Below are 13,550 nucleotides of genomic sequence, written 5' to 3'. Positions count from 1 at the left end.
AGAGCATGAATCCCATGCCTGGTATCTATAAATTCTTTATACAGATTTATTCCCGGATAATCATCCTGTTCTGATAGTTCTTCGGAGTTATACCCTCTAGTTGCTTAAAAACCCGGGTAAAATAATTGGTATCCGAAAATCCTGTTTGATAGGCTGTTTCCTTGATACTGTTTTGGGTATCAAGCAATTCTTTAGCTTTACTTATTCTTTCCTGCAGAATAAAATCATTAGGAGAAGTTCCCAATTCATCTTTGAACATCTTGAAGAAGTTCGATTTGCTTACATAAGCAAGTTTGGCAATACTTTCAATAGACAGTTTCTGATGAAGATTTCTTTTAATATAATCTACAGCAAATCCAATTCTTGATTTATTTTTTACAATATTTCTCTCCACTATACTTCTTGCCTGTGTCTGCATAAGCCTTATGAGAAGTTCTTTCAGGGCGAAATCTGCCATGATATCCTTTTGAGAGTTATCATCCATAGCAATTCTCATAATGTTGTTGGTGGCAGAAGCCAGTGCCTGATTATTAAAAAGAAAATATTCATCCAGTTGAATATTCCATTGTGAGGTTTCATCTACTTTAGGAAGATTATAGTTTAAATAATTGAGAGAATCTTCAATAAAATCAGGATTTAGGCTTAAAGAAATACATTGTGTAGGAGTTTCATCAGCCTCAGGAAAATCAATGACCATAGTTTCTCCCGGAGCCACAAGAATGCTTTCACCCGGGAAATAATCAAAATAATTGGTTTTATTATCCAGTTTCATATGTTTCTTGCCTCTCAGCATAGCCGTAAATGCGATGTTTTCAAAATGAAGTTTCACTCCAAAGGCTGCCTTATGCGTTTCATAGATACTGAACTCGCAATTGTTTAGAGTGAACTTTGTCTGGTTTTCAACAAGACTCAATAGCTGGTTTTCCTTGCGTAATTCAGGAGTATTTAATAAAATCTTACTATTGTTATTCATTTCTAAATATTTTAACGAAGGCGGTAAATCAAATATAGGGAATTTGGGTCAACGTTACAGTTAATAAAATAATAAAATTGAATTCTGTACTATTCTGCACTTTTTTTGTACGATTGTGCTATAGGTTTTTCACGTATCCGTGTAATTTGGCAGTATCGAAAATTAAAATAAATACTGATATGAGCACTCTTACAGAACCAAGATCAACAACTCTATTACAACGCCCTGAGTTTAAAAGCAGATATGATAATTATATTGGCGGGAAATTTACCCCACCCGTTAAAGGACAATATTTTGATGTTGTTTCACCCGTAGATGGTAAGAATTTTACTCAGGTGGCTCACTCTTCTAAAGAAGATCTGGAGCTTGCTGTAGATGCTGCAGAAAAGGCATTTCAGACCTGGAAACATACCTCGTCTACAGAAAGAAGTATTATTCTTAATAAAATAGCAGACAGAATAGAGCAGAATTTAGAATATCTTGCCACAGTAGAAACCATTGATAACGGGAAGGCAGTCAGAGAGACATTAGCAGCTGATATACCTTTAGCAATCGATCATTTCAGATATTTCGCCTCTGTTATCCGTGCGGAAGAAGGATCACATAATGAATTGGATAAAGATACTGTTTCCCTGATCGTTCACGAACCTTTAGGAGTTATTGCACAGATTATTCCATGGAATTTCCCGATTCTCATGGCGACATGGAAACTGGCTCCCGCACTGGCTGCCGGAAATTGTGTAGTCTTAAAACCTGCAGAAAGTACACCTGTTTCCATTATGATTTTAATGGAACTGATAGGAGATCTGTTACCTGCCGGAGTTGTGAACATTGTCAATGGTTTTGGAGCAGAGCTTGGAAGAGCTTTGGTAACCAATCCTAAAGTTGCCAAAGCAGCATTCACCGGATCTACAGCTACAGGACGTATGGTAATGCAGTATGCAACAGAAAATATTATTCCTGTAACACTGGAATTAGGAGGGAAATCACCTAACGTATTCTTCAATTCTGTGATGGATGCTGATGATGAATTCTTAGATAAAGCCATTGAAGGAGCTGTTCTTTTTGCTCTGAACCAAGGGGAAATCTGTACCTGCCCGTCAAGGCTTCTGGTTCAGGAAAGCATTGCAGATGCATTTATAGAAAGAGTGATAGAAAGAGTGAAAGCGATTAAGGTAGGAAACCCACTGGATAAAACTGTTATGATGGGAGCGCAGGCATCAAAAATACAGAAAGATAAGATTCTTTCCTATATCCAGTTAGGAGTAGAGGAAGGAGCTGAAGTATTGGTAGGAGGTGATGTGAACCATCTTGGGGAAGACCTGGAAGAAGGATACTACATTCAGCCAACTATTTTCAAAGGAAATAACAGAATGAGAATTTTCCAGGAAGAGATCTTCGGGCCAGTACTGGCGTTTACGACCTTTAAAGATGAAGAAGATGCCGTGAAAATTGCGAATGACACTATCTATGGATTAGGAGCTGGTGTATGGACCAGAGATGCCCATCAGCTATACAATATTCCGCGCCAGATTGAGGCAGGAAGAGTTTGGGTGAATCAATATCACTCGTATCCGGCAGGCGCTCCTTTTGGAGGGTACAAACAGTCCGGAATCGGGAGGGAGAATCATAAAATGATGCTTGACCATTACCGTCAGACTAAAAATATGCTGATCTCCTATAACAAAAATAAGTTAGGCTTCTTTTAATATTATGTAGGACGTGCCGCTTGCCTTGGTTTATCCCAAGGCAAACCGGCCGGGCTATGCGGGGCTTCACTTTGTTTTGATGCTTCATTACATTCTGCATCGGCTCGTGCCTAGCCGCCCTTACTATCATCCCTCACGTAAAAAGAATACTATTAATGTACATACTACACTAAAAAAGTAAATTTTTAAAATGAGAATTGGATAATTACTTAAATAACCATGATAAAAAACTCATCTAAAAAATAAAATATGATCCCAAAAACAATGAAGGCTGCAGTAGTGCAAGGCTATGGACAGCCCCTGAAGATTGAAGAAGTTCCTGTTAGAGCCCCTGGAAGATATGAAGTACTTGTAAAGGTTATAGCCTGTGGTGTTTGCCATACAGATTTACATGCAGTAGACGGAGACTGGCCGGCTAAACCTAAAATGCCGCTTATTCCTGGGCATGAAGGGGTAGGAATTGTAGTAGCTTGTGGACCTGAAGCTTTTGTAAAAGAAGGAGATGCAGTAGGAGTACCATGGCTTTACAGTGCCTGTGGTTGCTGTGACTACTGTATTACAGGATGGGAAACACTTTGTGAAGCTCAGAAAAATGGAGGATACAGTGTAGACGGAGGATTTGCAGAATATGTAATTGCAGATTCAAGATATGTAGGACACCTAAAGTCAGATGTAAATTTTCTGGAAATTGCTCCTATTTTATGTGCTGGGGTAACAGTTTATAAAGGACTAAAAGAAACTGAAACCAAACCCGGTGAATGGGTTGCCATATCAGGAATCGGAGGTTTGGGCCATGTGGCAGTTCAGTATGCGAAAGCAATGGGAATGCACGTAGCCGCTATTGATGTAGCAGATGACAAACTTGATTTGGCAAAAAAACTTGGCGCAGACCTTGTCGTGAATGCAAAAAATACAGATCCTGGTGAATATCTTCATAAAGAAGTAGGGGGAATGCATGGAGCATTAATTACTGCCGTTTCGCCGATTGCTTTCAAACAAGGGATAGATGTTTTAAGAAGAAAAGGAACAATTGCTCTTAACGGACTTCCGCCGGGATCATTTGAACTCCCTATTTTTGAAACTGTTTTAAAAAGAATTACAGTAAGAGGATCTATTGTAGGAACCCGAAAAGACATGCAGGAAGCATTGGACTTTGCTAATGAAGGACTTGTAAAAGCTACAGTAACATCAGCAAAACTGGAAGATATTAATGATGTCTTTGACAAAATGAAAAAAGGACAGATCGATGGCAGAATCGTATTAGATATTGCAGGCTCAAATTAAATAATGAAGTGATTGATCCCGGTTAAAAGTTTATTTACCGGGATCTTTTATAAATGCCTTTAAAACAATAAAATGGAAACGAAAATATCCAGACTTTCTGCTACAGAAAAAGCCATTGAAGTCATCCGTGAACTTGAAGGAAAATATGGTGCTCTGATGTTTTATCAGGCAGGAGGGTGCTGCGAAGGAACCCAACCGCAATGTTTCGAAAAAGGAGGCTTTTTTCCAAGAATGAATGATGCGATGATCGGAACCATTAACGGCCATGAATTCTGGATAGACCGCGACCTTTTCGAATATTGGAAATACTCGCATTTTACCCTTGATGTGACAGATGGTTTCGGACCGGGAGGCTTTTCACTGGAAACTCCTTTAGGCAAAACATTTAAAGTTCAATACAGACTTTTTACCCCTGAAGAATATGGAAATCTTGAACCGGTGCAACGCAGTGAATAAATTTAGATATTCGTCAATCCTTGACAAACCGGTTGACAAACATGGCAGCAACAATATCTCCTACAGAATTTAAAACGGTAGCCAAAGGATCTACCAGTGTTCCGATAATCATTACTGCAGGAATGGCTTCCTGAGGTAATTTATATACAGAGATCATCAGCATTTCACCAATATATCCACCATTAGGAATTCCACCTGCCACAATACTTACAAACACTGTGATTCCCAATGCTAACAGTAAATTGGATGGATCAAAGAAGTCTTTTCCAATAATTAAAAAAGCCACATAGATTTTAATAATTGAAGACATAGAAGACCCATTTTTATGTAAAGTAGTTCCAATAGGAATCACAAGATTGGCAATAGAACTAGGAATTCCGATTTTAGAAGCAGCCTGTAAATTGGCGGGCATCGTAGCAAAGCTGCTGCAGGTACTTATAGCGGTAAGAGTAGGATAGATGGCATTGGTCCAAAAACTTTTCACCCCTTTCTGTCCACTTGCCATAAAAGCATAAATGGAAAAGAAGACAAGAAAATAAATAATTCCTGCAATATAATATAGCCCTAAAGGTTTAGCATAAAATCCAAAAAGCTGTGGTCCTAGTGTGGAAACCTGATAAGCAAAATAAGCTCCCAGGCCAATAGGCGCCAGTTTCATGACCAGTAAAAGAAGTTCTTTCATCACTTCATATCCGGATGCGATAAACACTCTGAAAGGTTTTCCGGCTTCGCCTGTTTTTCTGGCTGCAAACCCAGTCATGAAAGCAAAAATAAGGAGTGCCAGCATGTTTTGTCTTGAAAAAAGTGCTGTGAATTCTCCTACTGTAAAGAAGCTTACAATTCTATTTCCCCAACTGTCCTCACTCGCTGCTTCTGTAATCATGTCAGAACTTCCTGAAACTCCGGAAACCGGAAACAGATAGACTGCACAGATGGTAAAAATAGCTGCTGTAAGAATAAAAAACAGAAAGGTAAGTGCCATCACAAGAATGATCTTTCCAAATTTGGATTGCTGCTCCAGAGAAGCTATTGAATTAGATACAGCAAAGAATACGAGAGGTACCACACTTACAAAGAGAAGATTCAGGAAAATATCTCCCAATGGTTTAATGTATTCCACAAAACTTGGAGCAACAATTCCTATAATGCTTCCAATAGTGATTCCCAAAAGTAAAAATAGAATTCCGGAGTAGTTTTTCAGTACCTCTTTCATAGAGTGCTTTTTATCAAAGATAAGTTTATTTTCAATGTATATACTAGAATTTAACCTGAATTTGCCTGTTTAATGATTTTTATCTATTTCTATAAAATTGGATAGTTAATATTATTAATTATATATTTTTTTTCTTTAAAAATTGAAATTAATGAAAATATTTAAATTATCTAATATGTAATTTATATGTTAATATTATTGGTTTTTGATAATTTATTTTAAAAAACATTAATAAATTCTTTTTTATTTCAAATGTTTGTGATATTTTTACAAAACACAAATAAAAAAATATTGTAAATTATGAAAAGAAAAAACAAAATTTCGCTATTGTTGCTTGCTGCAGCAATTACTGTAAGTTGTAACTCTGAGAGACTTAGTGATACTCCTGAATCTAATCCTGATGCAAATGCTGCAGTGAATTCTGATGCTACAGCTTCTGGTGATGCTAAGCCTATTCCCGGACAATATGTTGTTGTTTTAAATGATGGTGTTTTGGAAAAAAATGGATTTACTGTTTCTAAAGGGACGAATAATAGCAGAGATAGCTATTTAAGACAAACCGGAGTACTATTAGATAAATTAAAAAATAGTGATGGTTTGAAACTAGGTATTGATAATCAAAAAATTTCTAATGCTTTCGGCTATGCTTTGGAAGGATTTGTAGCTAAAAACCTTACAGATGCAGAGGTTGAAACACTTAAAAAAGATTCTAGAATCAAAAGTGTTGAACAAGATTATCAAGTTTCTTTAGGGACGTCAACCAGAGCTGTTACACAAGCTGCTTCTTCGCAAGAAACCCCTTGGGGAATTACCAGAATTGGTGGGGCAGGTGATGGGACAGGAAAAACAGCCTGGGTTATTGATTCAGGTATAGATTTAGATCATCCAGATCTTAATGTAGATACACAGAGAAGTGTTTCTTTTGCAGGAGATAATAATCCTGATGATGGAAACGGACATGGGACGCATGTTGCAGGAACTATTGCAGCTCTTAATAATAACATTGGAGTGGTAGGTGTAGCAGCTGGAGCAAAAGTTGTTGCATTAAAGGTTTTAAAAAATAATGGATTAGGTGACTTTTCATGGACTGTTTCTGCTTTGGATTATGTATATGCCAATGCTTCAGTAAATGATGTAGTGAATATGAGCTTAGGCCCAGCAAACGGAAGACTTAGACTTTCTACTACCGATCAGGCCGTGTTAAAAGTTGCTGAAAAAGGGATTAAAATAGCAATAGCAGCAGGGAATTCCTATGACGATGCTAATTATTATTCGCCAGCAGCTGTTAATCATGCTAATATTTATACGATTTCTGCTGTAGCCCAAGGCGATTACTGGGCTTCTTTTTCTAATTATGGAACTTGTGTGGATTATGCAGCTCCCGGCTATCAAGTAAAATCAACATGGTTGAATGGTGGTTACAATACCATTAGTGGAACTTCTATGGCATCACCACATGCTGCGGGTGTGTTGCTTCTGGGGACACCAAAAGCAGACGGTAGTGTGAAATCTGCTTATTGGGAATATAAATACGGATTTTTAACTAACGGAACATTTGGCAAATATTATACAGGTAAATATGGACCGACAAATACTTACGTTTTAGCAGACTACCGTTCTGATAAAGATGGTGTAATTGACAATATTATTCATAGGTAATGTTTAATAAATTAAATAAAAAAGGGATGAAGTAATTCAAGACCACTGAAAAAGTGTATTCATTTTGAATGCATATATTTCGGGTAAGAAATTAAGAGCTTATTACGTGATTTTAAACCTCGTATTAAGCTCTTTTTTTTTGAGCTTTTTTGAAGTCTGCTTTGATGAATATGTTTTTTTCTAGATAAGTTTCAATATTCTTTTTAAATTGACTGCGAAAATAACCATTGCTCTCTGCATTTGCATATTTTCAATGCCATAAATACCCATGTACGTTTTTTAGTTCATTGTTTTTAGCTTCAATTCCATACCGATACTTTGATTTTTCTTTGTAATAATCACTTTTCTGAAAAGCCATTTGATCTTGATGTAATTCTGATTTTATAGAGACTGAATGCGTTTTTGTTTTAGAACCTTCTTTGTAACAACCTTCTTTTAATGAACAAATTTTACATTTTTCAACCCCTTTTTATCTTTCAGTGACCTCAGTAATTCATCTGTTTTTTATTATAAATTCAATTGTTATTTTAAAGGCCGATTTCCTACTGAAGATTATATTTTGTTTGTTATTATTTTATGAGATTTCAGAGATTAATTTCATAAATTTGAGTAAATATCGTTTCTATGGCTTATATAGATTACTATAAAATTTTAGGCGTAGATAAAAGCGCAACCCAGGATGATATCAAAAAGGCATACCGGAAATTGGCCAGAAAGCTGCATCCGGACCTTAATCCTGATGATAAAGAATCAGAAAGAAAATTCAAAGAGCTGAACGAAGCCAATGAAGTTCTCAGCAATCCTGAAAACCGTACAAAGTATGATAAATACGGAGAAAACTGGAAACATGGTGAAGAATATGAAAAAGCGCAACAACAGCAAAGACAGTACCAGCAACAGAACCATGATGGAGGTTTCTCCGGTACAGACTTTGGAGAAGGCGAAGATTTTTCAGATTTCTTCCAAAATATGTTTGGTGGAGCTGGTGGCTTTGGTAAAAGTTCCAGAGGAAGAGCTTCAGGAAAGTTTAAAGGACAGGATGTACAGGCAGAACTAACCCTGAATTTGAGAGATGCTGCGATAACCCACCCGCAAACTTTTGAAATCAATGGTAAAAAAGTGAGAATTACAATTCCTGCTGGTGTTTATGATGGGCAGAAAATCAAATTAAAAGGCCATGGAAATCCGGGAGTGAGCGGGGGACCAAACGGGGATCTTTATATCATATTCAATATTCCTGTAGATCCTGATTTTGAAAGAGTAGGAGATGATCTTAAAACAAAAATTCCTATTGATTTGTATACCGCAGTTTTAGGAGGGGACGTAAAAGTGAATACATTGGATGGAAGTGTCAATCTTAAAGTAAAACCGGAGACCCAAAGCGGAATAACCGTAAGACTGAAAGGAAAGGGCTTCCCTGTCTATAAAAAAGATGGGGAACATGGCGATCTTTTTGTTACCTACGAAGTGAAACTACCTGTTAATCTTACCGATAAGCAGAAAGAACTTTTTGAACAACTTAAAAATTCCTAGGCTATGAGTGAAAGAATATCACGGGAAGAACTCGTAAGAATATACAATATAGAAATCACCTTTTTTGATGAGCTTGTAGATTACGGTCTGTTGAACATATACATTGAAAATGAAGTTCATTATCTGATGTATGAAGACCTGCCGGACCTGGAAAAATTTGCCAACTGGCATTATGACCTTGAAATCAATCTTCCCGGTTTGGAAGTTATTCATAATATGCTGAAAAAACTGGAAACTTTAAAACGGAGAAACAGAGAGCTGATGAATAAACTTTCAGCAATCAGTGACCAATATGAAGATATTTAGCTTAGTTTTGTAGCTTTTTAAAGCAACCATGTATTATGAGTGAGGAAAGGGTAATTACATTAAAACCTGAGAGAAAGAATTTTGAAGATATTTATTTTAGCGGAAATCAGGGAAGTCTGCTTTTTTCTCCTACCACTAAAGGTAAAACAATAACTACAATTGCAGCAGCCATCATTTTATTGGTTGCATTACTTCTGAAAGACAATTTTAGTAAAGAAAGTCAAGGTATCTTATACTTTTTCAGCTTTATTTTACTGCTTTGTGCTGTTTATCTGTCTGTAAGTGTTAATAAGGTTTCAAGATGGAAAAAACAGGTAAATCATTACCTGAATACTCTGGAAAAATGTAAAATTTACGAAATCAGAATCGAACATGATTTTTTTACAGTCAATATAGATGGTGAAAAAGAGACCAGTGAATGGAAAGACTTTGAGTTTTTTGACAGTAACAATGATTTCATTTCCCTTGAAGGAAAATACAGCTATATGTTTCCCAGAAAGGCAATGAGTGAAAGAGAATATTCTTTACTTAAGACCATTTTAAAAGAGAATATAAAATCATAAAAAAATCAGAGCAAAACGCTCTGATTTTTTATTTTATAATGTTGTCTTTCGCTTATTCCAGCCACCCCATTTCTTTCATCCACTCGTCATTGTAGATCTTTCCTACATATCTTGAACCATGATCGTGAAGCAATACTACAATAACATCATCTTTAGTGAACTGATCTTTCATCTGAATCAATGATGCAATAGCACTTCCTGCGGAGTATCCACAGAAGATTCCTTCTTCTTTAGCCAGTTTTCTTGCATAGATGGCTCCATCTTTATCAGTTACTTTCTCAAAATGATCGATAACAGACATATCGTAGTTTTCAGGAATGATATCTTCACCAATTCCTTCAGTGATATAAGTATAAGCGTGATCGTAGTGTAATTCTCCGGTTTCATGGAATTCTTTAAGGATAGAACCGTAAGTATCAACTCCAATCACTTTAATATCTTTATTTTTTTCCTTGAAGAATGTTCCACATCCTGTAACGGTACCTCCTGTTCCTGCTCCTGCTACAAAGTGAGTAAGTTTCCCTTCCGTCTGTTCCCAGATCTCAGGTGCCGTAGACTCGTAGTGAGCGGTTCTGTTGGATAAGTTGTCATATTGGTTTACATACCATCCGTTTTCTGTTTCCTTAGCCAGTCTTTTAGATACTGAATAATAAGAACGTGGATCTGTAGGTTTTACATCTGTAGGGCAAACGATTACTTCAGCACCCACAGCACGAAGGATATCGCACTTTTCTTTAGATTGCTTGGAATTGGTTACAAAGATACATTTGTACCCTTTGATGATAGCAGCCAGCGCCAGTCCCATTCCTGTATTTCCGGAAGTTCCTTCAATAATGGTTCCTCCAGGTTTTAATCTGCCGTCTTTTTCGGCATCTTCGATCATTTTTAGAGCCATTCTGTCCTTCACAGAGTTTCCGGGGTTGAAGGTCTCAACTTTTGCTAAAACTAATGCAGGAAAGTCTTCACCTAATACATTGTTAAGTTTTACCAATGGTGTATTTCCTATAGTTTCAAGGATGTTTTTTGCGTATTTCATAAATGTTTTATATGCGGTGCAAAGATAATGCTTTTAAAATTATCTGTATTGAGATCATACGTCTTTAAAGATCAAAAACAGATCAGCAAAAACTTTAAATTTTGATATTGAGTTTAATTATACTTGATTGCCTTCACCGGAGAAATTTTACTGATCAGATAACTCGGAATAATTAAGGCAAGAGCAGATATAGCCAAAATTCCTAATGAAATAGATACAATGGCCACAGGGTTAAGGTCTACCGGAACTGTACTCACATAGTAATTTTCCGGGTTAAGCTTAATAACTCCAAAGAATTTCTGGATAAGAATTAATCCTAATCCAATGGCATTACCATATAAAAGACCTGGAATCATGATGATAAGTGTATAATTGATGAAGGTAGCTCTGATCTGCGCATTGCTAGCTCCTAAAGTCTTCAGCAAGCCTATGGAATTGGTTCTTTCAATAATAAGAATCAGAAGAACCATAATAATATTGATAACCACTACAATCAGCATGATAATGATGATCAGAGCGATGTTGGTATCGAAAATACTGATCCAGTCCGTGATTTGTGGAAATTTTTCAGTTGCTTTTTCAGCATAATTCTTATAGCCGATCAGTTTTTCGATTTCAGGAAAATCTTTGTCGATGTCATTAACGTTTTTCAGGAAAATGTCGATTCCGCCAATCTCATCAGGCTTCATATCCTGAATTTTTCTGGCATGATTAATTCCACCAATCACAAACTGTTCATCAATAAGTTTGATATCCGTTCTATAGATTCCGATAATTTTGAATTTACGATAAAGTGGTTTTTGATCTGCTTTTAAGAAAACCGTAACGATACTGTCGTTTACTTTAAGGTGGAGATCTTTGGCTATTTTTTGTGAAATGGCCACATCATTGTTGAAGCCTACTTCTGTAACCTTGGGAGTAGTTCCGGCGATAAGGAATTTTTTAAACCTTAAGCTGTCGAAGTCTTTTCCGATTCCTTTGAATATAATTCCTGCAAAATTATGCTCATTACGCATAATCCCGGTAACAGTCACATATTTTTGGGTGCTTTCCACATCAGGAAGTTCCCTTATTTTAGCAATATTCAATCCCTGGTTATCTAAAACCGAGGTGTTATAAGAGGAATTGGATCGGGTAGATCTTACCGTAATGTGTCCGCTGAAATCTGCCAGTCTCTCCTTAATAGCTTTTTTGGAACCGAATCCGGTGGCTACAGTAATCAGGGAAACAATGATTCCCAGTGCTACGGAAAGCCTGCCAATGAAGATGATAACCCTTGAAAGGTTATTTTTGTTATCTTTGGAAAATGCTATTTTTCTAGAGAAATATAAAGGAAACTTCAAGCTTATGAATTTAGATTTCAAAATTAAAAATTTACTTCTGATTTGCCTAATTTTTTTAGGAGTATTCAACCAATATTATTCTCAAACTCAAGTTCAACCGGATTTTAAAACCGGAGCAGATCAGCCTGAGCTTTATTTATCCTTATTAAAAGATAAAACGATTGGAGTAGTAACCAATCAGACAGGTTTGATGAGTGACAGAACTCACCTCGTAGATTTTTTAGTCAAAAATGGGGTGAAGATCAAAGCTATTTTTGCCCCTGAACATGGTTTCAGAGGAGATGCTGATGCGGGAGCAAAAGTGAAAAACGGGGTGGATGTAAAAACCGGAATTCCCATTGTTTCCCTGTATGGCAGTAATAAAAAGCCGAAACCTGAACAATTGGCAGGAATAGATATTGTTGTTTTTGATATTCAGGATGTAGGAGTGAGGTTCTATACATATATTTCTACTCTAACTTATCTCATGGAAGCAGGTGCTGAAAATAAGATTGAAGTAATGGTTCTGGATCGCCCCAATCCGCATGACGGATATACAGACGGCCCTGTTTTGAGAAAAAAATGGGCCAGTTTCGTTGGAATGCACGAAGTTCCGGTAGTTTATGGACTGACTATCGGAGAATATGGAAATATGGTAAATGGAGAAAAGTGGCTGAAAAATGGTGTTCAGGCAAAATATACCCTGATTCCAATGAAAAATTACCATAAAAAGCAACGCTATACGATATTAGACAAACCATCACCAAATTTACCTAATGATAAGGCGATTAATTTATACCCTAGCTTATGTTTTTTTGAAGGGACTCAGGTTTCTGTAGGAAGAGGGACTGATCAGCCTTTTCAGATTTATGGCTCACCGTGGACGGAAAGTTTACCCTATAAATTTACCCCTAAACCAAGCTATGGAGCTAAGGATCCATTTCTGAACGGGAAGCTGTGTTATGGAGAAGACCTTTCCAGCTATCCTAAGGACCTGAGAGAACTGAATCTTGAATGGGTAATCAAAGCTTATCAGGCTTATAAAAATCCGCAGCTGGATTTCTTTTTGAAGAATCTGTGGTTTGATACCCTTTCGGGAACTGATGAATTCAGAAAACAGATTATTGCCGGAAAATCAATTCCTGAAATTAAGGCTTCATGGAAAAAGGATCTGGAGGATTTTGAAAAGATCAGAACCCGATATGTGACGTACGAAGATTAATTAGAATAGACAGGAAGCTTGAGGATGGAAGCTTGAAGTTATAAAGGTCATAAAGTGTGACATTTATTCTTTTAAAAGACCATTTAGTGATAATGCGACTGTAAGTAACTTCCAGCTTCCAACTTTTATTAATTAATCAAAATTTTGGGGTGGATTTTTATCATTTTTGCCCCTATTTAATATAAACAATCCAATAGTTAAGCCGACAACTCCTGCAAAAGCAGTTAATAAGGCTCTCTGTAATTTGTCTGGAAGATCATTTCCCAGATAATTC

12 protein-coding genes and 1 pseudogene are annotated in these 13,550 nt (G+C 36.6%); 8 read left to right on the top strand and 5 right to left on the bottom strand.

Translation table 11 applies throughout. The features are described from left to right. Positions 1–46 precede the first annotated feature (46 nt). The gene (locus M2372_RS04195) at positions 47–973 is read right to left on the bottom strand and encodes a helix-turn-helix domain-containing protein (RefSeq protein WP_123318227.1); all 927 of its coding nucleotides are present in this window, start codon (positions 971–973) and stop codon (positions 47–49) included. A 179-nt stretch (positions 974–1,152) separates the two neighbouring features. Here M2372_RS04195 and M2372_RS04190 point away from each other — a divergent pair, with 179 nt between their 5' ends. The 3 genes from M2372_RS04190 (at position 1,153) to M2372_RS04180 (ending at position 4,422) form a co-directional block, all read left to right on the top strand. Then, positions 1,153–2,682: an aldehyde dehydrogenase family protein gene (locus M2372_RS04190; protein ID WP_123319073.1), complete on the top strand. Its 1,530-nt coding sequence runs from the start codon at positions 1,153–1,155 to the stop codon at positions 2,680–2,682. Between the two features lie 249 nt (positions 2,683–2,931). Beyond that, positions 2,932–3,966, top strand: coding sequence for an alcohol dehydrogenase AdhP (gene adhP, locus M2372_RS04185; RefSeq protein ID WP_115969545.1), 1,035 nt, complete (start codon positions 2,932–2,934; stop codon positions 3,964–3,966). 72 nt (positions 3,967–4,038) lie between these two features. Beyond that, on the top strand, positions 4,039–4,422 hold the full coding sequence (locus M2372_RS04180) for a DUF779 domain-containing protein (RefSeq protein ID WP_123318228.1): 384 nt from the start codon (positions 4,039–4,041) through the stop codon (positions 4,420–4,422). Positions 4,423–4,435: 13 nt separating this feature from the next. On the opposite strand, the gene M2372_RS04175 is transcribed toward M2372_RS04180, so the two are convergent. Continuing rightward, positions 4,436–5,635 (bottom strand): dicarboxylate/amino acid:cation symporter, encoded by a 1,200-nt coding sequence (locus M2372_RS04175; protein ID WP_115969549.1) that lies wholly within the window; start codon positions 5,633–5,635, stop codon positions 4,436–4,438. 300 nt (positions 5,636–5,935) lie between these two features. Here M2372_RS04175 and M2372_RS04170 point away from each other — a divergent pair, with 300 nt between their 5' ends. Next, positions 5,936–7,294 carry a S8 family serine peptidase gene (locus M2372_RS04170; protein ID WP_123318229.1) on the top strand — a complete coding sequence of 453 codons (1,359 nt, stop codon included), beginning with the start codon at positions 5,936–5,938 and terminating at the stop codon, positions 7,292–7,294. 180 nt (positions 7,295–7,474) lie between these two features. Here the strand turns inward: M2372_RS04170 and M2372_RS04165 are convergent. Next, a pseudogene (locus M2372_RS04165) lies at positions 7,475–7,757 on the bottom strand (transposase); the annotation flags it as partial. A 161-nt stretch (positions 7,758–7,918) separates the two neighbouring features. Between M2372_RS04165 and M2372_RS04160 the strand changes: the two are divergent. From M2372_RS04160 to M2372_RS04150, 3 genes are read left to right on the top strand one after another with little or no spacing between them, the layout of a single operon-like run. After that, positions 7,919–8,827 (top strand): DnaJ C-terminal domain-containing protein, encoded by a 909-nt coding sequence (locus M2372_RS04160; RefSeq protein ID WP_123318230.1) that lies wholly within the window; start codon positions 7,919–7,921, stop codon positions 8,825–8,827. A 3-nt stretch (positions 8,828–8,830) separates the two neighbouring features. Next, positions 8,831–9,133 carry a chaperone modulator CbpM gene (locus M2372_RS04155; protein WP_123318231.1) on the top strand — a complete coding sequence of 101 codons (303 nt, stop codon included), beginning with the start codon at positions 8,831–8,833 and terminating at the stop codon, positions 9,131–9,133. 35 nt (positions 9,134–9,168) lie between these two features. After that, complete coding sequence (locus tag M2372_RS04150) at positions 9,169–9,696, top strand: hypothetical protein (RefSeq protein WP_123318232.1); 528 nt, start codon at positions 9,169–9,171, stop codon at positions 9,694–9,696. A 52-nt stretch (positions 9,697–9,748) separates the two neighbouring features. Here the strand turns inward: M2372_RS04150 and M2372_RS04145 are convergent, their stop codons facing one another. Together M2372_RS04145 and M2372_RS04140 are read right to left on the bottom strand one after the other, a co-directional pair. After that, on the bottom strand, positions 9,749–10,732 hold the full coding sequence (locus tag M2372_RS04145) for a PLP-dependent cysteine synthase family protein (RefSeq protein ID WP_089737281.1): 984 nt from the start codon (positions 10,730–10,732) through the stop codon (positions 9,749–9,751). A gap of 113 nt (positions 10,733–10,845) precedes the next feature. Further along, positions 10,846–12,075 carry an FtsX-like permease family protein gene (locus M2372_RS04140; RefSeq protein WP_123318233.1) on the bottom strand — a complete coding sequence of 410 codons (1,230 nt, stop codon included), beginning with the start codon at positions 12,073–12,075 and terminating at the stop codon, positions 10,846–10,848. 4 nt (positions 12,076–12,079) lie between these two features. On the opposite strand from M2372_RS04140, the gene M2372_RS04135 reads away from it, so the two are divergent. Further along, on the top strand, positions 12,080–13,276 hold the full coding sequence (locus tag M2372_RS04135; RefSeq protein WP_123319074.1) for an exo-beta-N-acetylmuramidase NamZ domain-containing protein: 1,197 nt from the start codon (positions 12,080–12,082) through the stop codon (positions 13,274–13,276). Positions 13,277–13,550 lie beyond the last annotated feature (274 nt).

The sequence above is a fragment of the Chryseobacterium sp. BIGb0232 genome, from assembly GCF_024810195.1.
GTDB classification, from domain to species: domain Bacteria; phylum Bacteroidota; class Bacteroidia; order Flavobacteriales; family Weeksellaceae; genus Chryseobacterium; species Chryseobacterium pennae.
Note: the sequence above shows the minus strand (reverse complement) of the source record. Positions and strands in the feature narration are given on the sequence as shown.